Raw genomic sequence first — 24480 nt, 5'->3', positions numbered from 1 at the left:
CTTATTTCTCCTCCTTAATCAAATAAATCGCCGTCTCCATCAAATGATGATGCTTCTTCATCAAGTACTCGAACAGGTTCTGTTATTAAACCTGCTTCACGCGCTTCTGATTCGTTTTTAATATCAATTTTCCAACCAGTCAATTTGGCTGCTAATCGTGCATTTTGACCACGTTTACCAATAGCTAACGATAATTGATTATCAGGAACGATTACAGTCGTTGCTTTATCTTTTTCATTCACAAGAACATCAACGACTTTTGATGGACTTAAAGCGTTAGACACATAAACAATTGGGTCTTCTGACCATTCTACTATATCAATCTTCTCACCCTTAAGCTCATTGACAATTGTTTGAACACGTTGACCTCGTTGACCAACACAAGAGCCAACAGGATCAATATCAGAATCTGCCGCATAAACAGATATTTTAGAACGGTCACCTGCTTCTCTTGCTACAGAACGTATTTCTACAGTTCCATCGTAAATTTCTGGAACTTCCATTTCAAATAAACGCTTTAATAGACCTGGATGTGTTCTAGAAACAAAGATTTGTGGTCCTTTATTCGTATTTTCAACCTTCGTTACAAACACTTTAAGTCGATCATGCACATGGTAATCCTCTGTCGGCATTTGTTCGCCCTCAGGCAGTTTCGCCTCTACTTTACCAAGGTTAACATAAACAAAACGTGGATCAATGCGTTGTATAATCCCATTCATAATATCTTCTTCACGGTCAATATACTCATTAAATATAACGCCTCGTTCCGCTTCACGAACACGCTGTGTAACCACTTGTTTCGCTGCTTGTGCTGCGATACGTCCAAAATCTCTTGGAGTAACCTCTAGTTCTACTATATCGCCTATTTCATAATCTGGTTTAATTCCTTTTGCTTCGTCCAGACTAATTTCTTGGTTGTTATCCTCTACTTCTTCGACAACTTCTTTTCTAGAAAGAACATGCATGCTCCCAGTGTCTTCATTCAAATCGATTCGTACATTTGTTGCGGATTTGAAATTCTTCTTATAAGCAGATATAAGCGCCGCCTCTAACGCTTCCATTAATATTTCTTTATTAATACCTTTTTCTTTTTCTAAATAATCAATGGCATCAAAAAGCTCACTACTCACTATGTCTCCCCCTTTAATTAAATGTAACTGCTAATCGGGCTTTTGCTATTTTTTGATAAGGAATAGTCACTTCTTGTTTCCTTGTTTTGTTTAATACTTCTAATGTAATGATATCCTCTTCAAAAGCTTTTAACAATCCTTCAAATGATTTAGCGCCTTGGATAGGTTCATATAACGTAAGAAATACGTTATGACCTATATGATCAATGTAATCTTTTGGTTTTTTCAATGGGCGCTCTGCACCTGGTGATGAAACCTCTAGATAATAAGGTACTGAAACTGGATCATCAGCGTCTAATTGCTCACTTAATTTCTCGGATACGATGCCGCATTCTTCTATGTCGATACCACCTTGCTTGTCAATAAAAATACGAAGAAACCAGTTTTTTCCTTCTTTTTCAAACTCAATATCTACAAGTTGTAAATTCATTTCTTCTAAGATAGGTTCAAGAAGTTGTTCTGCTTTTTCCGTTACTTTCATTCCCATTCATTTCGCCTCCTTTATCACTTTAAATAAACTGTATTACATTAGGTTACTACGTTTTTAGTTATACTTTTAAAGTTTACACATTTTAGTCTTTTTTCATTAGCATCTTATATAAGAAACATAAAACCCTTGCCAAAAAACGGCAAGGGAATACTACGCTTCATACTAAAATCAAAAGATGTCTGCACATAGAATACATGCAAAACGTATACCATCCTCTTTAACAATAAGGTTCTATTTATCAAAAAGAATGATAGGTGTGAAGAAAGAGTGGGTTCCCCCACTCTTTCTTACTAACGTATCAATTCGTACCATAAATTACTATACCATATTCCTTAATTTCATGCAAGGAAACGCAAAACAACAAGTTAAATACACCCTTTTCATGCTCGCTCGTATGCTTTATTACAATTAAAATGTCACAATTGATGTAAAATGCGACTTAGAGGTTTGTTTCGTAATAAACGGAAACCTCTAAGGGAGCAGGCATTTAAAAGACAGTCAAGTACTATAAAGCTTTCCACCAACTAGGCCCAGTCAATCATCAATCCGTATTCACTGGGTGATAAAGTTGAGTTAACATAGACTCTGCGGTAACGTGTTTGATTTATATGGAAATATAACAGAACTTATTCCCCGCTCCTCAAGCGAAATAGCCTCCCTTTCCGCAGGTACGGCTTCAGCTAACTTAGTAAAGCGAAAATCGCTTTACTAAGTGGATCTTCAGCCCGTGCTGTTCCTGCAGGAGTCTCGGCCATTTCGCTTGATCCGCTAGTTTTAGTCCGCGAATTAAAAATTGTGTAAAATGCTCAATTATTTGTAATTAAAGCATAGCAAGATAAGCGTTAGGTTCAATAAGAGTAATATTTTCAAAAGTTTAAAACAAAGATACGCTATCCAGCGAAGGTAGCAAATGGTTGAGACTCCTCGAAAATACAAATCGATTTCCTTCGTGCGATGTAAATTCTTAGAAGCATTCCTTGTCCTGTGGAAATAGCAAACGTTTTGTGCTACGGAAAGGGAGACCATTGGCTACCGTAGCGTGTCTAAAGTTGTAAGACACTTATGACAGCGTTTCTCTCTCAAGTGCTTAAGATCACACGCACGGATGATTACTAAAGAAGTGTGAAGTCAACTTCTATTGTTAGACTATATTGTTATACCAAGACTTAAGCGCCTGTTTTTCATTGTGAAAGTTGAGTAATTAAACATTTTTTCATAAAAAAATCTTTATCTAAAATAACGATAATTGATTTTTATCTTCCATTCCTTTTAGGCTACCATGATTCTCTAAATATTCTATAACTGTTTTAGAAATTCTACTTCTTTCTCGTAAGTCTTCTTTTGACAAAAACTCGCCTTCTTCACGTGCTTTTACAATATTTAATGCTGCGTTTGTTCCTAAACCATCAACAGCATTAAACGGCGGAATCAAACTATTTTCATCAACTAGAAAATCTGTTGCACTTGATTTGTATAAATCAACGCTTTGGAAAGTAAATCCTCTTTCATTCATTTCAAGCGCCAATTCCAATACTGTTAAAACGTTTTTCTCTTTTGGTGAAGCGTCATTACCTTTAGCCAAAATTTCTTCGATTCGTTTACGCATCGCAGATGAACCTTTCACCATAAGATCTAAATCAAAATCATCTGCACGCACAGAGAAGTAAGCTGCGTAAAAAAGAATCGGATGATGTACTTTAAAGTAAGCAATTCGAACCGCCATTAAAACATATGCTGCAGCGTGTGCTTTTGGAAACATGTACTTAATTTTCTTACACGAATCAATGTACCATTCAGGAACATTATTTTTCTTCATTTCTACAATCCATTCGTCTTGTAGACCTTTTCCTTTACGAACGAATTCCATAATTTTAAAAGCTAATGAGGCATCTAGCCCTTTATGCATTAGATAAACCATAATATCATCACGGCAACCAATTACATCTGGTAATTTACAAATCCCCTTATTAATTAGTTCTTGTGCATTCCCAAGCCACACATCAGTTCCATGGGATAAACCAGAGATAATTACGAGCTCTGCGAATGTTTTTGGTTTTGTATCTTCTAACATTTGTCTAACAAATTTCGTACCAAACTCCGGAACACCTAATGTACCTGTTTTACACATGATTTGCTCTTTCGTTACACCTAATACTTCAGGGCCTGAGAAAATTTTCATTACTTCTTCGTCATCTGTTGGGATTGTTTTTGGATCAATACCACTTAAATCTTGTAGCATTCGTATCACGGTAGGATCATCGTGTCCAAGTATATCTAATTTCAATAAATTATCATGAATCGAGTGGAAATCAAAATGCGTTGTTTTCCATTCTGAATTACGATCATCGGCAGGAAACTGGATAGGTGTGAAATCATAGATTTCCATATCATCAGGTACAACAATAATTCCACCAGGGTGCTGTCCAGAAGTACGTTTTACTCCCGTACAGCCTTGAACTAAGCGATCGGTTTCTACAGCTTTCATTTGTAATTGATTATCACTTGCATATCCTTTTACATAACCATATGCAGTCTTCTCTGCCACAGTACCGATTGTACCGGCTCGAAATACTTTATCTTCACCAAACAGCAATTTAGTATAGTTATGTGCTACTGGTTGGTACTCACCTGAGAAGTTCAAATCAATATCGGGAACTTTATCCCCTTTAAATCCTAGGAAGGTTTCAAATGGTATATCCTGACCATCTTTACGCATACTTGTTTCACAAGACGGACAATTCTTATCTGGTAAATCAAAGCCACTACCAACAGAACCATCTGTAAAAAACTCATGGTGTTGACAGGTTGCACACACATAGTGTGGTGGTAAAGGATTTACCTCTGTTATTTCTGTTAATGTTGCAATCAATGACGAACCAACTGAACCACGAGAACCAACTAAATAACCATCATCTAATGATTTTTTTACAAGTTTATGTGAGATAAGGTAAATAACAGCAAAACCGTGCCCAATAATACTTTTCAGTTCTTTTTCAATACGCTTTTCAACTATTTCAGGTAAATCATTACCATAAATGTTTTTAGCGAAATTATAACTCATTTCTCGTATTTCGTCTTCTGCTCCATCAATGTTTGGTGTATATAGATCTTCTTTTATCGGTTTAATTGATTCTAATTGATCCGCAATTTTTTGTGTGTTTTCAACAACTATTTCTTTTGCCTTTTCTTGACCTAAAAAGTCAAAACTCGCAAGCATTTCATCTGTTGTTCGGAAATGTACATCTGGAAGTGTTTGTCGACTCAACGGGTTTCCGCTTTGAGATGAAATAAGAATTTGACGATATAACTTATCTCGATCTTCTAAATAATGTACATTTCCTGTTGCAACACAAGGTTTCTTTAACCGGTCCGCAAGTGCAACGAGGTTTCGTAATATATCTAAAATTTGCGCTTCATTTTGAACAAGCTCTCTACTGATCAACGGATAATAGTTTGCCGGTGGATGCACTTCAATATAATCATAAAAAGCAGCAACTTTTTCAGCTTCTTCCTGCGACTTTTGCATCATTGTTTCAAAAACTTCACCTTTTTCACAACCAGAACCAACTAAAATACCTTCACGGTGTGCTTGTAATTTAGAACGTGGTATTCGCGGTATGCGATAGAAATAATCTATATGTGCAAGAGAAACTAACTTATAAATGTTTTTTAGTCCAATTTCGTTTTGTGCAAGTATTGTTGCATGATGTGGACGTGCGCGTTGATAGGCATTTCCCTCACCCATATGAATATTAAAATGGTTATGATTGGTGATTTCTTTTTCTCTTGCTTCTTTTAACAATTTCCACATTAAATAACCTGTTGCTTCCGCATCATAAATCGCACGGTGATGTTGGGTTAATTCGATATCAAACTTCTTACACAATGTGTTTAAGCGATGACTTTTTAAAGTCGGTAACAAAAACCGAGCTAATTCTAACGTATCAATGACAGGATTAATTGCTTTATCTAATCCAGCCTTTTCGTTTCCTTGGTTTAAGAAACCCATATCAAAGCTTGCATTATGTGCAACTAAAATATCTTCTCCTGCCCATTTTTTAAAATCTTCTAGTACCTGTTCAATATCAGGAGCATCCTTCACCATATCATCTGTAATACCAGTTAAATCATTTGTCGTCTCTGATAACGGATGATGTGGATTTGCAAACGATTCAAACCGGTCCACGATATCTCCATCTTTAATTTTCACTGCCGCCAACTCAATAATCGTATCGTAGACTGCAGATAAACCAGTTGTTTCAACATCAAAAACAACATAAGTTGCTGACTCGAGATCAATATCTTGTTCATTATAAGCAATTGGTACACCATCATCTACTATATTAGCTTCTAGGCCATAGAGTATTTTAACACCATGCTTTTGACCTGCTGCATAAGCTTCCGGATAAGATTGTGCTACTGCATGGTCCGTAATGGCAAATGCTTTGTGTCCCCATTTACTAGCTTGTTCAATTAATTTTGATGCTGTTACAACAGCATCCATTTGACTCATTGTGGTATGCGCATGTAATTCAACACGCTTCTCATCTTCAGGAGCTTTATCTTCTTTTTTCTTAACTTTTATTTCATTAATATCATTAAGCATCATCGTTAATTCATTGGTAAATGTATCCGTTTGTACACTACCTCTTGCTTTAATCCACATGCCTTCTTTAACTGTTTTAAATTTATCAGCATCTTGATCACCTTTTGAGAACATTTTTAAGGAGAAAGAGTCTGTATAGTCTGTTACTTTAATGATTAACAAATGTCTTCCTGAACGTAATTCTCTAATATCAACAGCAAAAACATACCCTTGTACAACAATACGTCTTTCCTCTTCTATTATTTCTTTCATTGGTACTGGTTCATCATTAATTTTATATCCAATCATTACTGGTTCATTCGAAACGCCTGCCTGTTTCTCTTTAGCGCGAACTTCTTTATCCATTACTGCTTTTTGGACTAATTCTTTATCTTCCAGGGCTTTTTGCTCTCTAAACTTCTTTATATCTTCTATTTCAGTCTTCGCATCAACTAATAATGTATAAGCCATTGCACCGATCTTATTACAATATGTTCGAAATGCTGGTTCTAACCTTTTTCTAAGGGCATTTGCTTCCGCATCATTTCGGGCGGTTACAATAATCTTATTACCATTTATTTGTGGCTGTTGCTTCTCAACAAGATCTTTATATGCAGGTGAAAGATCCCCGACTGATCCAATGAAATCCTGCCAATAGGCACTAACCTCTTCGTTAATCATATTTTTATTTTCAGCATAAAGTGTCCAATCTACAGAGGCAATATGCGAGAAGGTTTCTTGTAGTTTCAAACAGAAAAGTCGATACGTTTTAGCAGGTAAGATTTGTTTGATCTGAATATGAAAATGCCAACGTTTTTCTGCTTTGAATACTTCTAATTTCGTTAATTGACTTTCCGAAAAATAAGTGTCTTCAGGATCTGTCAAATTTATTTGTTCTAATAATACTTTCATTTTATCGTTACTCGATATACTCAATTTAATCCCCCTAGCATCTGAACAAATAATCTTTCTATCTTATTCTACTACGCATAAAAACCCTTGTCACCTATTCTTTAGGACAAGGGCTTTTAAATTCTTATGCTAATAAACTTTGTATATAAGCAATTACATCATCTTTATGCTGATCTGACTGTTCCCCATTAACACGTGTTTTACATTCTACGATACCTTCATCTGCACGCTTACCAACAGAAATTCGATAAGGGATTCCGATAAGGTCACTGTCAGCGAATTTAACACCAGCACGTTCAGCTCTGTCATCGTAAAGTACTTCAATACCTTTAGCTTTTAAATCAGCATACAATTCATCAGCAAGCGTTACTTGTTCTTCTTTTTTACTATTTAGGACAAGTAAATGTACTTGAAAAGGTGTAAGCTGTTTTGGCCATGTTATCCCTTTTTCATCATGGTATTGCTCCACAATTGCTGCTAACGTTCTAGAAACACCAATTCCATAACAGCCCATAATCATCGTAGTTGCTCTTCCTTGCTCATTTAAGAAGCTAGCCCCTAGCTTCTCTGCATAAAATTCACCTAATTTGAAAACTTGACCAATTTCAATACCTCTAGCAAATTTAATTACACCTTGTCCATCTGGAGAAGGATCCCCTTCTGTTACAAAACGAATATCTGCATATTTAGTTACAGAAAAGTCACGCTCTGGATTTACATTCACATAGTGATAGCCTTCTTCATTCGCACCACATGTCACATTTACAGCATGACGAACCGCATAATCCGCCACAATATCCACGTCATCATTTTCAACTTTTATTGGACCTAAAGAATCAAAACCTGCACCTAATATTTCTTTTGCTTCTGTTTCTGTTGCTAATTCTACAGTTGCAGCTTGATAAAGATTTTTAAGCTTTATTGTATTAACTTCATGATCCCCTCTTGTAACAACTAAAACAAAAGATTCATCAACTTTGAAAAATAAGGCTTTTAACCCCTTGTCCAATGAATGTTCAAGGTAATCAGCTACATCTTGCATTGTTTTTTGATTAGGTGTGGCAACTTTATCTAATGCTAAAGCTTGCTCATTCGACTTCTCGTATTGATCAACCACTTCAGCCATTTCGATATTGGCGGCATAATCAGATGTATCTGAGAATGCGATAATATCCTCACCAACTTCAGATAACGCCATAAACTCATGTGTATCTTTTCCACCCATTGCACCTGAATCTGCTATAACTGCTCGGAAATTCAAACCTAATCTTGTAAATATAGTTGAATAGGCTTGGTACATGTTATCATACATATCAGCTAAACTATCATATGAATCATGAAACGAATAAGCATCTTTCATAATAAATTCTCGACCTCTTAATAAGCCAAAACGAGGTCTTTTTTCATCACGAAACTTTGATTGAATTTGATAAACAGTAAGTGGCAGTTTTTTATAACTTTTCACTTCATCTTTAATCAAACTTGTCACTACTTCTTCGTGTGTAGCTCCTAATGCAAATTCTCGCTCATGTCTATCATTAATTCGCATCAGCTCTAGACCAAAAGTTTGCCATCTGCCAGTATCTTTCCATAATTCAGCTGGTTGTAAAGCTGGCATTAACATTTCATTTGCCCCAATATTATCCATCTCTTCACGAACTATATCTTCTACCTTTCGAAGTACTCGCTTTCCCAATGGTAAAAAACTATAGATTCCCGATGCAGTCTGTCGAATAAAGCCTGCTCGCAATAATAATTGATGACTTGTTACATCTGCGTCTGCTGGTATTTCTTTTAATGTAGGTATTAGTGTTTTACTTTGTTTCATTTTATTTTACACCTCTTGTAATAGTTCATTTCTTATAAAAATAAGCGTTGAATATCGTTCCATGTTACGACAATCATTAATAACATCAGTAAAGCAAATCCGACAAAATGAACAAACCCTTCTTTTTCTGGAGAAATTGGTTTACCTCGAACAGCTTCGATACCAACAAACAATAATCTTCCCCCATCTAATGCTGGTAACGGAAGTAAGTTGATAATACCTAGATTAACACTTAACATAGCCGTCCACATTAAGAAGGTTGCAAACCCATTTTGTACAACCTGATCAGTTGCGTCATAAATCCCAACCGGTCCAGCAAGCATATCAATTGAAAAATCACCTGTTACAAGTTGGCTCAAACTAGTGAGAATTAAGATGGAAGTCGCGTATGTTTCCTCTATACTATATGGAATTGCTTTTGCAATTGATTTCTCCATATACTGCCTAACTCCCAATTGCCCGAATTGTTGATCTTGTGATTCTACCAATCGTGGTGTTACGACAAGTTCCTGTTCTTCACCATTCTCTCGTAAAATCGTCATGGTTAACGTTGTCTCCGGATTATCTCTAACTGTCGTTTGAAATTCCGTCCACATTGTCACCTGCGTGCCATCAATTGCAATTACTTCATCACCAGCTTCAAATCCTGCTTCCTCAGCTGGACTGTCTTCTTGAATAGTTCCTAATTTAGCTTCATCTGTTGGAACACCTTGTGTAAACCCTAATATAGCGAAGATTACAATTGTAAGAAGGAAGTTCATCATCGGGCCAGCAAATAATTGCATGAAACGTTGTCTTTTTGTTTTGGAAGCAAATTGACGATCAAAAGGAGCAATTTGCGTCTCGACTTCATCCATAATAAAATCTGCTTTCGGATCAACAGTAAATCGTAACTTCTCCTCTTCTCCTACATCATAACCTTCGATAAATAATTCATGTTCTAAATCTGCCTTTTCCACTTCAATAACACGAGCAGTTGGATGTTTCGATTTTTTATTAATAATAATTTTATCGACAGAACCTGCTTGATTAAATTCAAGTGCAATTTGCTGTCCTGGTTTTAATTCCGTTATTTCTGGATCTTCACCAGCCACACGAACATATCCACCCATAGGTAACAATCGAATCGTATATAGTGTTTCTTTTTTCTTTATCGAAAAGACTTTTGGACCAAATCCAATTGCAAGTTCTCTTACTAACATCCCTGCTTTTTTAGCAAAGATAAAATGTCCAAACTCATGAACGAACACAAGTAAGCCGAACATTAAAATAAATGCAATAATTGTGTTCAACAACAACACTCTCCTTTATTTTTACCTACTACTTAACTTACATCACTTTAGAAAAGAAGCAACTTTTATTCTTGTTTCTTTATCTATTGCCTGAATTACTTCTAGATCTGGATAAGTGATAACTTCGTGTTCATTCATAACGCGTTCAATAATAGATTCGATTTGTAAAAAATTTATCTTATCTTGTAAAAATAATTGAACAGCGATTTCGTTTGCAGCATTTAACACCGTTGGCATTGTTCCGCCAACTTTACCAGCTTGATAAGCCATATGCAAACATGGAAAACGTTCAAAATCTAATTTAGCAAAATGTAGTTCTGCTATTTCTAATAAATCTAATCGCTTTGTTTGTGGTAATGCTAAACGTGATGGATATGTTAATGCATATTGGATTGGTGTACGCATATCAGCTGTACCTAATTGCGCGATTACGCTTTTATCATGAAATTCTACCATGGAATGAATAATGCTCTCTTTATGTAATATAACATCGATTGCATCATATTGGATATCAAATAACCAATGTGCTTCTATCACTTCTAATCCCTTATTCATCATAGTCGCTGAGTCAATTGTTATTTTTTTACCCATTTTCCAGTTTGGGTGCTTTAACGCATCATCAACCGTAACATCTTCTAATTCTTTTCTTGTTTTGTCTCTAAAACTACCACCAGATGCAGTTAATATAAGGCGGTTCACTTCTTTACTGTTCTCGCCTTGTAGGCATTGAAAAATAGCAGAATGCTCGCTGTCAATCGGTAATAGGGTTACCTGATGCTTTCTCGCCTTCTCCATTACTAAATGCCCTGCCATTACTAATGTTTCTTTATTCGCAATCGCAATTGTTTTATTCGCTTGTATGGCATGCATTGTCGCATCTAGTCCCACACTACCTACTACAGCATTTACTAAAACATCTGTTTCTATATCCACACTAACTTCTACCAGGCCTTCATTTCCTATTAATATCTGAACAGATGAAACTTCTTTCTTTAATAACTGCCTTGTCTCATTATCGAAAACAACAACTTTAGTTGGTTTGAATTCATTTATTAAAGGAACGGCTTGTTTAACATTTTTGCCAAAAGCCAATGCATGGATCGAAAAATCAGTTGGATGATGTCGAATCACATCTAAGGTCTGCAGCCCTATTGAACCAGTGGCACCGAGTAAAGTGATATGTTTCATTTCAAACACTCCTATCTGATTCTATGAAACAAATTGAATAAAATGCAGAAATGGAAAGACAAATAACCAACTATCAAATCGATCTAAAATCCCACCATGACCAGGTAGTATTTTTCCGGAGTCTTTTACATTATAGTATCGTTTAAAAGCAGATTCCACTAAATCGCCCACTTGCCCAAATATACTTGCAAAAATAGTTACAAGTAATACGATCAGTATAGAGGAATGTACTGGTGCAATTAGTTGAAAAATAACCGCAACAACACAAGCTAAAAAGATTCCACCCAATGCACCTTCAATTGTTTTATTCGGGCTAATTTCTGGCCACAGTTTTCGCTTACCAAATGCTTTCCCAAAAAAGTATGCACCTGTATCAGTGGCTAAAATAATAACTATCCCGTAAAAAATAAATTCTAATCCAGCTTGCTGTGTCTCAATAAAGTAATAAAAACCTAAACCAATATACATAGCTGATAATAACAGAAAACCAGCATCTTCAAATGTAAACTTATTTTTAACAAGTACAGTATAACTTAATAACAATAAAACAATAATCAACATTATTTCTGATTTATCAATCTTAAAATCGAATAATAACGTCCATAATAAAAGAAGTGTAAAAGCAGTTGGAATTGGATATTGCGTCATCTTCTTCATGTACAATAGTTCTAACAGACCAATTGAACCAATTAAGAACATTACTATATAAAAGGGCCATCCGCCTATAAAAACAAACGGGAAGAAAAGCAGTATTGCTATAATTGCTGTGATTACTCTTTGCATCATATTTGTTCACCTTCATGTCCTAAATCTACTAGTTTTGATTTAGTATATTTTATATCTGCTCATTTACACTTTAAAATATATAGTGACTATAAACCACCAAAGCGACGCTTACGGTTTTGATAATCCACTAACGCTTGCTCAAATACTTTCTCATTGAAATCAGGCCAATACACATCAGTAAACCAAAATTCTGAATAGGCTGCTTGCCACAATAAAAAGTTACTTAAACGTTGCTCTCCACTTGTTCGAATAATTAAATCTGGATCTTTTAGATCACTTGTGAATAAATAATTGGAGAATACAGATTCATCAAGCTGATCCATATCCAACTGATTTGTTTCTACATCTTTCGCAATATGTTTTATCGCTTGTATTATTTCGTATCTACTACCATAATTTAACGCAATGTTTAGAATGAGTCCGTCATTTTCACTCGTTTTGTCTTTCGCAGCTTGTACAGCTTTTTTCGTATGTTCTGGTAGTAAATCAAATGCTCCAATTGTTTTAATTTGAACATTTTCTCTAATTAGCTCTGGTAAATATGTATGTATAAATTCTTTAGGTAATTTAAGTAAATATTCTACTTCTGATTTAGGTCTTTTCCAGTTTTCTGTCGAAAAAGCATATAAAGTAAGTACTTTAATATGGTGCTTGTTTGCTACACGTACAATATCTTTTACATTATCCATACCTTCCTTATGACCAGCAAACCTTGGAAGTCCACGTTTTTTAGCCCAACGACCATTTCCATCCATTATGATTGCAACATGTTCAGGTAGTGCAAAAGCATCATTTATTCTATCATTTTCTTCAATTAACTGCTTTTTAGAGTTTTTATTTTTAAAGAAAGGAAATCTAAAAATCGACATTGTCTGTCCCCCATCGTGTGTAAAACTTAACGCTATGATGAATTCATTATAAGATATCATACCTTTAATCAGTTTACCACGTAATGGCACTCGAATCACTAGCAAATGAAAAACACTTTCACTTCAGCTAGCTTTCTAACTGTTCAGTAGTAATATTGTTATAAAAAGGAAAGACCCCCTTTATTCAGAGGGCCTTCGTCTATTATACATCTTCAATTAATTATTTACGATTAGACTTCCAATATTTCTTTTTCTTTTGATTTTACTATTTCATCAATTTCAGAAATATAGTTATTGGTTTCTTTTTGAACATCATCCTGGAAACCTCTTAATTCATCCTCTGTTATATCGCCATTTTTTTCATCTTTTTTTAATTGATCATTTGAATCACGACGAATATTACGAATTTGAACTTTAGATTCTTCGGCATATTTGCCAACAACTTTTACCAATTCTTTTCTACGTTCTTCTGTAAGTGCTGGAATGCTAATACGTACAACATTTCCGTCACTAGAAGGCGCTAATCCCAAATCCGCTTTTTGAATTCCTTTTTCAATATCCGGTATAGATGTTTTATCAAAAGGTGCAATTAGTAATAAACGTGCTTCTGGTACCGATATCGTTGCAAGTTGATTTAAAGGTGTTGGGGCACCGTAATAATCAACAAACACATTATTCAATAATGCAGGATTAGCACGGCCTGCTCTTACCGTCGATAATTGTTTAGAAAAAGATTGCACTGCTTGAGCCATTTTTGACTTTAGATCATTAATTACTGCTTGTGACATAACTTATCTCCCCCTTATAATTGTACCGATTTTTTCACCAAGTACGGCGCGCTTAATATTTCCTTCTTCCATAACTGAAAAAACGAGAAGCGGAATATCATTATCCATACATAACGATGAAGCTGTAGAATCCATTACACCAAGTCCATCATTTAACATTTGTAAGTAAGTAAGTTCTTCATATTTAACTGCATCTTTGTTTAATTTAGGATCTGATGTATACACACCGTCTACATTATTTTTTGCCATTAAGATTACTTCAGCATCTACTTCAGCAGCTCGTAGTGCCGCCGTTGTATCAGTAGAAAAGTATGGATTACCTGTACCAGCCGCGAATATAACAACCCGTTTTTTTTCTAAGTGACGAATTGCTTTTCTTCTAATATATGGCTCGGCAACTTGGCGCATTTCAATCGATGATTGAACACGCGTTTGAATTCCTTGGTTTTCCAAGCTATCTTGCAAAGCTAAGGAGTTCATTACTGTTGCTAACATACCCATGTAATCAGCGTTTGCACGATCCATTCCCATTTCACTTCCAACTTTACCGCGCCATATATTACCGCCGCCTACTACAATTGCAATTTCAACACCTAACTCTGCAATTTCTTTTACTTGCGTAGCTATCGATTTAATTACACTTGGTTCAAGTCCATAACCTTTTTCTCCACTTAGCGCTTCTCCACTTAATTTTAACACAATTCTTTGATAGTGGGCAGTAGTCATAATAACCTCCATATATGTAATTTTATTGTTTTCTTCTATTTTCATATTTCTTGTCTTGTTTCTAAACAAAAGGGAACACCACGTGTCCCCTAACTGTTTAAATCGATTTTATCCCACGATATAAAATGAGATATAACGTTATTTTTTGTTTACTTGGTTCATTACTTCTTCAGCAAAGTTATCTTCACGTTTTTCCATACCTTCACCGACTTGATAACGAACAAAGCCTTTAACAGTTGCTCCTTTATCTGCAACTAGTTTTTTAACTTTTTGATCTGGATCTTTAACAAAACTCTGTTCAAGCAAACAAATTTCTTCAAAGAATTTACTTAAGCGACCTTCTACCATTTTTTCAACAATTTTCTCTGGCTTACCTTCATTTAAAGCTTGTGTCTTAAGTACTTCACGCTCTTTGTCTACTTCTTCAGTTGCAACAGCATCACGTGTCACATAACGAGGATTTACTGCAGCAATATGCATCGCAACATCTTTAGCGAAAGCTTCATCTGTTGTGCCTTCAAGTATAGTTACAACACCAATATTTCCACCCATATGAATGTAAGCACCAAAAGCGTCAGCATCTGTCTTTTCGAAAATAGAGAAACGACGTAAAGATAATTTTTCACCAATTTTTGCAATGTTAGCATGAATAAATTGCTCTAATACTTCACCTTCACCATGTAATGGCTGTTGAAGTGCTGCTTCAACATTTGCTGGTTTTTGTGATAATAAGTGTTTTGCTAATTCTTCTAAGATTGACTTGAATTGGTCATTTTTTGTAACAAAATCTGTTTCACAATTAACTTCTAATAATACAGCAGTATTACCGTCAACCATTACATATGCAGAACCTTCTGCTGCAATACGATCAGATTTTTTAGCTGCACTTGAAATACCCTTTTCTCTAAGAAAATCAATTGCTTCTTCCATATTACCGTTTGTTTCTGTTAAAGCCTTTTTACAATCCATCATACCCGCACCAGTTTGCTCGCGCAGTTCTTTTACCATTTGTGCTGTTACTGCCATTATGTTTTCCTCCTTAGATTATCCAAATTGATAGTTTTCTATCAATTATATAAGTAAAATCATTCAAATGTAAGATAGTATTTCTGAAAAAAGGTGATAAAGGGTTACCCCCTTATCACCCCATGTAAATTAAACTTATTCTTTTACTGCAGCTTCCGCTTCTTTTTGCTCAGTTGCCTCAGCTTCTGTAGCATTAGGAGCTTCAACTTCTTCTAGTTCTTCACCTTGTTTTGATTCTAAAATAGCGTCTGCCATTTTACCAGTAAGAAGTTTTACTGCACGAATAGCATCATCATTTGCTGGAATTACATAATCAATTTCATCAGGATCACAGTTAGTATCTACAATACCAACGATCGGGATGTTCAATTTGTGTGCTTCTGCAACAGCGATACGCTCTTTACGTGGATCAATGATAAATAAAGCATCAGGAACTTTCTTCATCTCTTTAATTCCACCAAGGAATTTGTCAAGACGATCTCTTTCTTTCATTAAGCCTACTACTTCTTTTTTAGGAAGTACTTCAAAAGTACCGTCTTCTTGCATACGTTCAATATCTTTCATACGATTAATACGTTTACGGATAGTACCGAAGTTTGTTAGTGTTCCACCTAACCAACGTTGGTTAATAAAAAACATACCTGAACGAATCGCTTCGTCTCTAACAGACTCTTGTGCTTGTTTTTTAGTACCTACAAAAAGAATAGTACCGCCATTTTCGCCAATTTGTTTTACAAAATTATAAGCTTCATCTACCTTTTTAACTGTTTTTTGAAGATCGATGATATAAATACCGTTTCTTTCTGTAAAGATGTATTTCTTCATCTTTGGATTCCAACGACGAGTTTGGTGACCGAAATGTACACCAGCTTCAAGAAGTTGTTTCATTGAGATTACTGCCATGATTTTTTCCTCCTAATAATTTGGTTTTATGCCTCCGCTTATTTCATATTTATAGAAAAACTAATCATTCGATTAGCACCATCTCTATCATCCATAAGCGTGTGTGATTGACACCAAAAGTAACTATACCATAACCAAAACATGCAATCAAGCAATTTCAACTGTTTTTTTTATGGAATTTTATCATTAGTTCAATCTCTGTTTTACCTGAATCTAATTTTCTTGCAATAGACTCAATAGATTCACCTTGATTATACAAAGATAATACTTGTGCAGATAATGATTGTTCTACTGTATCCTGAAAATCATCACCTATCGGTGGCTGATACTCAGTTATAGGTTCAGGTTCATTAGATGTTACCGTCTCATTTATCTGAACTGCTTTCTCATACTTTTTCTCTTGTTCATTATTTATTTTTGGAGGACTAGATACATTATTTTTCTTACTGCTGCTTTTCTGTTTTTCAAACATGCTAACTATTTTTTCGTTTTCTTCTCTTATTTCTAACAAATAAACAGCAAGTAGTTCTTCCATTTCTTTTTGTTGCTGGGCTTGTTTTTCTATAACATCATCGGGTTCCATGATACGATCTTTTAAAACTTTAATCGTAATAAATGTGAACACATGTAATAAAAAACTTATTAATAATAAGAAATATACCATAATACCCCTCTTAACCATTAAAATCGATTTTTTTACCGAGATACGGGTGTTCTATTGCGTGCGATTCAATTTCATTTTTCCTTGTATTATCATGCAATGTTTCATTATTAGTTGGATGCTTTTCTTCTTTTTTGTTTGAAAGTTCAGCCTTCTGCTTCAAATCATTCACAGTTTTTCGTTTAACCTCATCTTGGGCTAATTGTTGATTAGCTATAACATCTTGCATGAATTGACCACGTTGTTGGAGCTGTTCTTGTATTTTACCAGCATCTTGCGTACGTGGTAGCGCTATTTGCATTTCTACAGCTCTCCAACTCATATAGATTGCTTCCTTTCAAGCGTTATAGTGCTTTCGTGGTTATTTCACCATTGTCTAAATATACTTGTGTAAACTTCTGGGTGATTTTTGTTGTCATTTGATATTTACCAAAAGATAAATCAACATTTTCATGTAAGATGCCTTTAACAATTAACCTAACCTGTTCTACATCACCTAGCTCCACATGCAACAAGGAAAGTTCTTCCTCAATTTTATCCAATTTCAGATCCGTCTGTTTTACTGAATTACGTTGCTTCAATAAAAATATGCGCTCTTTTGAGGTTAAACCAACATTAGATTCGGCTTTTTTATGTAAACTTTCACCTAAGACCCGAAGCTTTTCTTTATTCTCATGTAAACTTTCTTTTTCTTTAAGTAATTTTGTTTCTTCTTCAGCATGTTCCTGATTGATTCCGATAGCAATTTCTGTTTTAGTATCCATCTTATTACCGATATCCCTTGCTTCTATCGTTTTACCTGCTGAACAAACACCACCAATGATATGTCCATTTTGGCAATAAATATGCTCTTGTGCAACACAATGGCTGTGCATAATTGCATTATGTACGATGATATCTTTACCCGCATCAACAATAGCTTGATTAATGTAATTAACTGTGACATCTGCACCTGCAATAATTGTACCTTTACGCTGACCGGCAATGCCTTCTGAAATAAACACGTTACCACCCGCATGAATGTAAGCAGATTCCACTAAACCATATATATGTATATCTCCTTCTGCTTCTACACGATATCCTGAGGGAACATTACCTCGAATAATAATAGACCCAACAAAATTAAGATTGCCTGTCTTTAAAGACAAATCTCCACTAACTTCATATGTATCAAATACTTGGATGACATTTGCTCCAATGCTCAATTGACCGTCAGCTGTAGCATAAAACGACTGATCACTTTCATTAAATTCAACATTTTTACCCGCACGCATCCGTATTGGCTTTCCAGATTTGGCAGGTACTTTTTTTCCGTAAATATTCAGTCCAACAATTCCCGGCACTGGATCCGATACTATTGCAATTTTTTCCTTTTCTTTAAGAGAAGGAATTTTTCTAACATCACGGAAATTTCTTTTTTCTTCCAATTCAATATTGTCATCCTGTTCACAGACATAATCAATTTTGCCATTAATTCCATGAACAGGATATGTACCTAAAGCAATTTTTAGTGGTAACAAATCTTCTTGAAAATTCGCAACTAATTTTTCTATCGCTTCTGCCTGAATACCTACTGTTATTTTTTGCTCTTTTAACCACTTTAAAATTAGTTCTACAGTTAGTTCTTCTGGATCAAAAGTCTCTTTCGCATGAAGTGAGGCATGCATTTTATCGGTTGACACACTCAACTCAAATACTTCCTGAAGAGGTTCCATATTATAATCCCCTTTACTATGACACGACTATATACGGTTTTCTGATCATGCCAAATGTTTTTTTAATTTAAAAATAGCTTGTTTATGGATTTGTGATATTCGTGATGTAGTCAACTCTAAAACATTTCCTATTTCTGTGAATGTAAGCTCTTCCTTGTAAAATAAACTAATGACTAATTGTTCGTTTTTATTTAATTGTCCAATACTCTGCTCTAGTTCATGATGACTTTCTGCTGTCAACATGCTATCTTCAGGCGTTAAATTCTTATCATCAGGTAAATTATAGCCTATACCTTCTTTATAATCATCTTGATGCTCACTTGACTTTTCTTCGATGGATAGAAGATTAGAAAATAGTGAATCTTTCACTATTTCTTCAACTTCTTGTTTACGCATTCCCAAGAATTCAGCCACTTCAGTTAACGTAGGTTCTCGATGCAATTTTTGCTCTAGATCTCGCAGTGCTTTATCAATTTTTTTAGACTTATCACGTGTTGAACGCGGTAACCAATCTTCCTTACGTAGCCCATCTATAATTGATCCACGAATCCGAAAAGAGGCATATGTATCAAATTTCAAATCTCTTTTTGGTTCAAATTTATGAAGCGCATCATATAATCCCATTAATCCTAAGCTCTTCATGTCATCTTTGCTTACATTTTTCGGAAGATGGATTGCAATTCGTTGCACATGATATTGAACAAGATAAAGATAATGCTCAACCAGTTGGTTTGCTGATTCGTTATCTCTATCATTTGACCATTTATCCCAAACCTCTTGTATTGCTGGGCTAGAATCTGACATTAAATCACCTCACAGTTGTCATGTTCCCCCATTAGTTGAAAAATTATATTTGTTTTTCTCCCGAATTTACTGTTCTTATATTTAACATACCCGTATCGAGAGAAAATTCAATTGTTCGCCCACTACTACCACCAACATCCTCTGAAACGAGAGGAATGCGATATTGTTCAAGCATCATCTTAACTGCTTCCTCATTTCGTTTTCCAACTCGAAGCATATCATTAGAAGAACTAAATGAAAACATTTGTGCACCACCAGCAATTTTAGCTTTCAATGCATATTTTCTAGCGCCTTCTTTTAGTAAATGTTCAATTAAAATTGGTAACGCCGTATCTGCATATTTTAATTGATTCAAATCACTTCGTTTTGATAAGGATGAATTTGGTAGCATTACATGTGACATACCAGCAATTTTCATCGTAAGATCATAGACAACTACCCCTACACACGAACCTAAACCTGATGTTCGCAAAACTTCCGGAGATTTTGCGAACTTCAAATCAGCAATGCCTACTTTAATAATTTCTTTTGTTTCTGTTAACACTAACTTGTAACACCTAATCGATCAAATATTTTTGGAAAAGATTCCGGATCAGGTAATAAAAAGAAATGCCCTTTAATAGGTTCACTATTATTACCCTCTTCATTAATAATTGTATCAATAATGATAGCATAGTCACTTTCTTGTGATAACTCCATCAATCCTTGTGTTAATATAGCAGCTGCCATATCAATGTGTAGGAGTGGGACTGATGGCTGTAATAATACTTTTATGAAATCCGATAATGCTGATAAATAAGAACCTGCCAATATATTACCTAATTCTTGTAATGCTGACAAACCCATTTCGTCAAATGGAGGGTTTTCTAAATTAAAATTATCTATACCTGTCATCTCTTTAACAAATACTTCTGCCTCAGGGGGGGAAAGCACGAAAAACATGTTACCAGGAGCTTCTCCTTGAATGCGGAGATAGACAGATACAATAATTTTATCAGGACCACCAACTAGGTCCATCATCTCATCAAAACCAACGACTCGAACTGCTGGTACTGTCATATCTACTTTTCTATTTAATAAAGTAGATAGAGAGGTAGCCGCGTTTCCAGATCCAATATTACCTACTTCTTTTAATGTGTCTAATTGATAAGCTGTTAATGATTCAATAAAAGACATATACTCACCTACTAACTTTCGATTTCGTGTAGCCCTTTCAATCCATCCTTAGCTAGTACTTTATCCATATCTAATAAAATTAATAAGCGATCAGCTAATTTTGCAACACCTTCAATATAATCTACTTGAACCGAACCGATAACCTCAGGCGCTGGTTCAATTGCATCAGTAGGTATATCAATAACATCATAGGCAGCATCAACAATCAAACCCACTGCTAACTCTTCTAAATTAACTATAATAATACGAGTGCTTTCTGTGTAACCAATATCCTCCAGACCAAATCTAGCTCGTAGATCGATAATTGGCGTCACTACACCTCGTAAATTAAGCACACCCTTCACAAATGGAGAGGTCTGTGGAATTCTTGTAATATGCATAACACGTTCAATGGAACCAACCTGTTTAACAGGCAGTGCATACTCTTCTTTGTTTAATTCAAAAACAATTGTTTTAAGCTTTTTTGCTGTTAATCCTTCTGTCATGATTAATCCCTCCTTATTATTTAATTAAAGCATTCGTATCAACAATTAATGCTACTTGTCCATCACCTAAAATAGTTGCCCCAGAGATAGCAAATATATCACCTAAGTAATCGCCAAGTGACTTCAATACGATTTCCTGTTGTCCAATGAATGTATCGACAATTAATCCAGCCATTTTTTCACCTTGTCTAATGATTATAATGGAACAAAACTGATCCTCTTCAACTTCACCAGGTACATTAAATACTTGTTTCAGAGAAATTAATGGTACTACTTTACCTCGGAAATCAATGACTTGTTTATTATGTGCATGCATAATTTCTGATTTGTTAACAATTGCAGTTTCAATAATTGATGATAGTGGTATAGCATACTTTTCTTTGTGCACTTCAACTAATAGTACCGATATAATCGATAATGTTAATGGAAGTTGAATAGAAAACAGTGAACCTTTACCGAATTCGGATTGGATTGTAATACTTCCTCCAAGCGATTCAATTGTATTTTTCACTACATCCAAACCAACTCCACGACCAGAGATATCAGAAATCTTATCTGCTGTCGAGAATCCGCTAGAAAGAATCAACTGGTGTATTTGAGAATCTGTTAAATTACTTGCTTCTTCCTTAGAAACAACACCGTTTGAAATTGCCTTCTCTAAAACTTTTTCTTTGTTAATTCCTGCTCCATCATCTTTGATTTCAATAATGACATGATTTCCACTGTGATAAGCATGTAGTTTTAACGTTCCCTCTTCAGGCTTTCCTTTTTCTTTTCTAATAGCCGGTGTTTCAATCCCATGGTCTAATCCATTACGAATTAAATGTACTAACGGATCTCCTATTTCATCAATAACTGTACGATCTAACTCTGTATCCGCACCTGTGATTTCTAAATTAATCTGTTTATTTAGGTCTTTTGCTAATTGTCTAACCATTCGAGGGAATCTATTAAACACTTGATCAATAGGAACCATTCGCATATTCAAGATAATACCTTGTAAATCACCGGAAATACGTGTCATACGTTCAACGGTTTCTTGAAGCTCAGCGTTTTTTAATGTAGCTGATATTTGTTCTAATCTACCACGATCAATAACTAATTCTTCAAACAAATTCATTAATGCATCTAATCTTTCAATATTAACACGAATTGTTTTACTCGTTACTTGAACTTTTTGTACTGTCTTTTCTTCACTTTTTTCAGTCGTTTTTCCCGTAGCTGTTTCTACTTGATTCATTTTTTCGCTAGTATCTTCGACTTTGACGTTATAATCAAATAGGCTTATTTCTACTTCAGCTACCTCTGATACTTTCATGATTTTCTGTTTGACATCTTCTGCAGATTCACTTGTTACTAGAATAACAGTAAAGTTATAGTCAAAATTCTCATCTTCTAATTCAGATACAGTTGGATTTGACTTAATTACTTCTCCAACCTGTTCTAAAATCTGAAAAACCATATAAACACGTGCAGCTTTTAACATACAGGTTTCTTGCAGACTAACATTCACTTGAAAATTAGAGTAATTGTTTTCTGCTGATTGTTGCAACACCGCAACTTCAAATTGATCCAATTCACCAACAGCTGTTTTTACACTAGATGGAGTTGATTCTACATTTGCTACAGCAGCTGTAGCAGCAACTTCTTCTATCGCCTCACCCTGTTCGATTGCTTCAAGCTTAGCTACTGTTGCAGAGACATCTTTTTTACCTTCACCACCATCAACAATATCTAAAACCATTCCTTCTAAGTGATCCACTGCATCGAAGACAACATCTAAAATAGCAGAATTCATTTTTAACTTGTCATTGCGTACAGCATCTAAAACGTTTTCCATTTTATGTGTTAAATCGGCTAAGTCTTTATAACCCATTGTAGCGGACATACCTTTTAATGTATGCGCAGAACGAAAAATTTCATTTACTGTGTCCATATTAGTTGGATCGTTTTCTAATTCAAGTAGACGGTTATTCAACGATTGGATATGTTCTTTACTTTCTTCAATAAACACATCAAGATATTCATTCATGTCCATTTTATTCACCTCTGGCTTTAATTTGACTAACTAGTACTTCACTTATTTCTGGTAATCTAACAACATGGTCTACTACATTTGTTTTTTCAGCTGCCTGAGGCATTCCATATACAATACACGTTTCTTTGGATTCAGAAAAAATAACCGTATTTGATTTTGCTTCTTTTAAGGTGATTAAACTATTGGCACCATCTGCACCCATTCCAGTCATAATAACTGCAAAAACCTGCTCGGTTTGTAACTGTGCAAGTGATTCAAATAATACTTCAACAGAAGGTTGATGACCATTGCGCGTTTCTTCCTTTGAAATTACAGCTTGCAAACCTTTTGCTGTTTTTTCAACACGGAACTGGAATCCACCCGGAGCAATATAGGCTGTACCCTTTTGTAAAATCTCCTTATTTTCAGCTTCTTTAACGTTGATTTCTGACATCGAATCCAAACGCTTTGCTAATGACTTTGTAAAACCAGCAGGCATATGTTGAACAATTGCTATTGATGCTGGTAAATCTCTAGGTAATCGAGTAATTACTTGCTGTAGTGCTCTTGGTCCACCTGTTGATGTCCCAATTCCAATAATTAGATCACTGTTAATTTGTTGACGAGATAAGCGTGGCGAAAATGAAGCTATTACCGACTGCTTTGGCTCTTTATAAACTAACCTATCTATCTTAGCGTCTACTGCCTGTAACACCTTAGTTTTAATTTCGGCATCTTTCTCCCTAATGTTTAGGGAAATAGAACCAGAAGGTTTTGTAATAAAATCAATTGCACCCAATTCCATCGATTCAAGTGTTTTTTTTGCTCCTTCTTTTGTTAAACTAGAAAGCATTATAACCGGTCTTGGTTTGTCTTTCATAATATTTTTAAGCGTAGTAATCCCATCCATAATAGGCATTTCTATATCTAATGTGATGACATCCGGATTTAATTGTTCAATTTTCTCTAGTGCATCTTGCCCATTTCTAGCTGTGCCAATAACAGTTATTCTTGGATGTGATTGAAGAATATCAGCAATCATTTTCCGCATGAAAGCTGAATCATCAACAACTAATACGTTAATTATGTTCATGGCAAT

At 35.1% G+C, this 24480-nt stretch carries 21 protein-coding genes; all 21 read right to left on the bottom strand.

The genetic code is table 11. The features are described from left to right. Positions 1–14: 14 nt before the first annotated feature. The 21 genes from nusA to DM447_RS08780 all read right to left on the bottom strand — a co-directional run bounded on the left by nusA (position 15) and on the right by DM447_RS08780 (position 24474). Positions 15–1130 carry a transcription termination factor NusA gene (gene nusA, locus DM447_RS08880; protein ID WP_112180881.1) on the bottom strand — a complete coding sequence of 372 codons (1116 nt, stop codon included), beginning with the start codon at positions 1128–1130 and terminating at the stop codon, positions 15–17. 13 nt (positions 1131–1143) lie between these two features. Further along, the gene (gene rimP, locus DM447_RS08875) at positions 1144–1617 is read right to left on the bottom strand and encodes a ribosome maturation factor RimP (RefSeq protein ID WP_112180880.1); all 474 of its coding nucleotides are present in this window, start codon (positions 1615–1617) and stop codon (positions 1144–1146) included. Between the two features lie 1234 nt (positions 1618–2851). After that, the gene (locus DM447_RS08870; RefSeq protein WP_112180879.1) at positions 2852–7141 is read right to left on the bottom strand and encodes a PolC-type DNA polymerase III; all 4290 of its coding nucleotides are present in this window, start codon (positions 7139–7141) and stop codon (positions 2852–2854) included. A 100-nt stretch (positions 7142–7241) separates the two neighbouring features. Further along, complete coding sequence (locus DM447_RS08865; protein WP_112180878.1) at positions 7242–8945, bottom strand: proline--tRNA ligase; 1704 nt, start codon at positions 8943–8945, stop codon at positions 7242–7244. 32 nt (positions 8946–8977) lie between these two features. Then, entirely contained in the window at positions 8978–10237 is a 1260-nt protein-coding gene (rseP, locus tag DM447_RS08860) for an RIP metalloprotease RseP (protein WP_112180877.1), read from the bottom strand. Positions 10238–10279: 42 nt separating this feature from the next. Continuing rightward, positions 10280–11425 carry a 1-deoxy-D-xylulose-5-phosphate reductoisomerase gene (gene dxr / locus DM447_RS08855; RefSeq protein ID WP_112180876.1) on the bottom strand — a complete coding sequence of 382 codons (1146 nt, stop codon included), beginning with the start codon at positions 11423–11425 and terminating at the stop codon, positions 10280–10282. A gap of 21 nt (positions 11426–11446) precedes the next feature. Next, positions 11447–12211 carry a phosphatidate cytidylyltransferase gene (locus DM447_RS08850; RefSeq protein ID WP_112180875.1) on the bottom strand — a complete coding sequence of 255 codons (765 nt, stop codon included), beginning with the start codon at positions 12209–12211 and terminating at the stop codon, positions 11447–11449. Positions 12212–12297: 86 nt separating this feature from the next. Continuing rightward, entirely contained in the window at positions 12298–13080 is a 783-nt protein-coding gene (locus tag DM447_RS08845; protein ID WP_112180874.1) for an undecaprenyl pyrophosphate synthase, read from the bottom strand. Positions 13081–13310: 230 nt separating this feature from the next. After that, positions 13311–13868, bottom strand: a complete 558-nt coding sequence (gene frr / locus DM447_RS08840) for a ribosome recycling factor (protein ID WP_112180873.1) — start codon at positions 13866–13868, stop codon at positions 13311–13313. 3 nt (positions 13869–13871) lie between these two features. Continuing rightward, positions 13872–14594, bottom strand: a complete 723-nt coding sequence (gene pyrH, locus DM447_RS08835) for a UMP kinase (protein ID WP_112180872.1) — start codon at positions 14592–14594, stop codon at positions 13872–13874. Between the two features lie 138 nt (positions 14595–14732). Beyond that, positions 14733–15620 carry a translation elongation factor Ts gene (tsf, locus tag DM447_RS08830; protein WP_112180871.1) on the bottom strand — a complete coding sequence of 296 codons (888 nt, stop codon included), beginning with the start codon at positions 15618–15620 and terminating at the stop codon, positions 14733–14735. 135 nt (positions 15621–15755) lie between these two features. Then, on the bottom strand, positions 15756–16523 hold the full coding sequence (rpsB, locus tag DM447_RS08825; RefSeq protein ID WP_112180870.1) for a 30S ribosomal protein S2: 768 nt from the start codon (positions 16521–16523) through the stop codon (positions 15756–15758). A gap of 157 nt (positions 16524–16680) precedes the next feature. Next, on the bottom strand, positions 16681–17187 hold the full coding sequence (locus DM447_RS08820; RefSeq protein WP_112180869.1) for a DUF6115 domain-containing protein: 507 nt from the start codon (positions 17185–17187) through the stop codon (positions 16681–16683). Between the two features lie 10 nt (positions 17188–17197). After that, a complete protein-coding gene (locus tag DM447_RS08815) occupies positions 17198–17506 on the bottom strand; it encodes a hypothetical protein (RefSeq protein WP_112180868.1) in 309 nt (102 codons plus the stop codon). A gap of 22 nt (positions 17507–17528) precedes the next feature. Continuing rightward, positions 17529–18899 (bottom strand): flagellar assembly protein A, encoded by a 1371-nt coding sequence (locus tag DM447_RS08810; RefSeq protein WP_112180867.1) that lies wholly within the window; start codon positions 18897–18899, stop codon positions 17529–17531. Positions 18900–18944: 45 nt separating this feature from the next. Next, positions 18945–19703: a FliA/WhiG family RNA polymerase sigma factor gene (locus DM447_RS08805; RefSeq protein WP_112180866.1), complete on the bottom strand. Its 759-nt coding sequence runs from the start codon at positions 19701–19703 to the stop codon at positions 18945–18947. 43 nt (positions 19704–19746) lie between these two features. Then, a complete protein-coding gene (locus DM447_RS08800) occupies positions 19747–20247 on the bottom strand; it encodes a chemotaxis protein CheD (protein WP_112180865.1) in 501 nt (166 codons plus the stop codon). Continuing rightward, the gene (locus tag DM447_RS08795; protein WP_112180864.1) at positions 20247–20879 is read right to left on the bottom strand and encodes a chemotaxis protein CheC; all 633 of its coding nucleotides are present in this window, start codon (positions 20877–20879) and stop codon (positions 20247–20249) included. The genes DM447_RS08800 and DM447_RS08795 overlap by 1 nt, the downstream gene beginning before the upstream one ends. 11 nt (positions 20880–20890) lie before the next feature. After that, positions 20891–21364 (bottom strand): chemotaxis protein CheW, encoded by a 474-nt coding sequence (locus tag DM447_RS08790; protein WP_112180863.1) that lies wholly within the window; start codon positions 21362–21364, stop codon positions 20891–20893. Positions 21365–21380: 16 nt separating this feature from the next. Next, positions 21381–23402: a chemotaxis protein CheA gene (locus tag DM447_RS08785; RefSeq protein ID WP_112180862.1), complete on the bottom strand. Its 2022-nt coding sequence runs from the start codon at positions 23400–23402 to the stop codon at positions 21381–21383. A 1-nt stretch (position 23403) separates the two neighbouring features. Continuing rightward, positions 23404–24474: a protein-glutamate methylesterase/protein-glutamine glutaminase gene (locus DM447_RS08780; protein ID WP_112180861.1), complete on the bottom strand. Its 1071-nt coding sequence runs from the start codon at positions 24472–24474 to the stop codon at positions 23404–23406. Between the last annotated feature and the right edge of the window lie 6 nt (positions 24475–24480).

Origin of the sequence: Paraliobacillus zengyii, assembly GCF_003268595.1 — a bacterium.
Lineage (GTDB): Bacteria > Bacillota > Bacilli > Bacillales > Amphibacillaceae > Paraliobacillus_A > Paraliobacillus_A zengyii.
This window is presented reverse-complemented; position numbering and strand designations above follow the sequence as displayed.

Bases quoted from the DNA above. Each gene is read 5' to 3' on its own strand.
- rimP (WP_112180880.1), bottom strand. From the start codon at position 1,617: ATGGGAATGAAAGTAACGGAAAAAGCAGAACAACTTCTTGAACCTATC.
- DM447_RS08865 (WP_112180878.1), bottom strand. From the start codon at position 8,945: ATGAAACAAAGTAAAACACTAATACCTACATTAAAAGAAATACCAGCA.
- dxr (WP_112180876.1), bottom strand. From the start codon at position 11,425: ATGAAACATATCACTTTACTCGGTGCCACTGGTTCAATAGGGCTGCAG.
- DM447_RS08850 (WP_112180875.1), bottom strand. From the start codon at position 12,211: ATGATGCAAAGAGTAATCACAGCAATTATAGCAATACTGCTTTTCTTC.
- DM447_RS08845 (WP_112180874.1), bottom strand. From the start codon at position 13,080: ATGTCGATTTTTAGATTTCCTTTCTTTAAAAATAAAAACTCTAAAAAG.
- frr (WP_112180873.1), bottom strand. From the start codon at position 13,868: ATGTCACAAGCAGTAATTAATGATCTAAAGTCAAAAATGGCTCAAGCA.
- pyrH (WP_112180872.1), bottom strand. From the start codon at position 14,594: ATGACTACTGCCCACTATCAAAGAATTGTGTTAAAATTAAGTGGAGAA.
- tsf (WP_112180871.1), bottom strand. From the start codon at position 15,620: ATGGCAGTAACAGCACAAATGGTAAAAGAACTGCGCGAGCAAACTGGT.
- rpsB (WP_112180870.1), bottom strand. From the start codon at position 16,523: ATGGCAGTAATCTCAATGAAACAACTTCTTGAAGCTGGTGTACATTTC.
- DM447_RS08820 (WP_112180869.1), bottom strand. From the start codon at position 17,187: ATGGTATATTTCTTATTATTAATAAGTTTTTTATTACATGTGTTCACA.
- DM447_RS08815 (WP_112180868.1), bottom strand. From the start codon at position 17,506: ATGAGTTGGAGAGCTGTAGAAATGCAAATAGCGCTACCACGTACGCAA.
- DM447_RS08810 (WP_112180867.1), bottom strand. From the start codon at position 18,899: ATGGAACCTCTTCAGGAAGTATTTGAGTTGAGTGTGTCAACCGATAAA.
- DM447_RS08805 (WP_112180866.1), bottom strand. From the start codon at position 19,703: ATGTCAGATTCTAGCCCAGCAATACAAGAGGTTTGGGATAAATGGTCA.
- DM447_RS08795 (WP_112180864.1), bottom strand. From the start codon at position 20,879: ATGTCTTTTATTGAATCATTAACAGCTTATCAATTAGACACATTAAAA.
- DM447_RS08790 (WP_112180863.1), bottom strand. From the start codon at position 21,364: ATGACAGAAGGATTAACAGCAAAAAAGCTTAAAACAATTGTTTTTGAA.
- DM447_RS08785 (WP_112180862.1), bottom strand. From the start codon at position 23,402: ATGGACATGAATGAATATCTTGATGTGTTTATTGAAGAAAGTAAAGAA.
- DM447_RS08780 (WP_112180861.1), bottom strand. From the start codon at position 24,474: ATGAACATAATTAACGTATTAGTTGTTGATGATTCAGCTTTCATGCGG.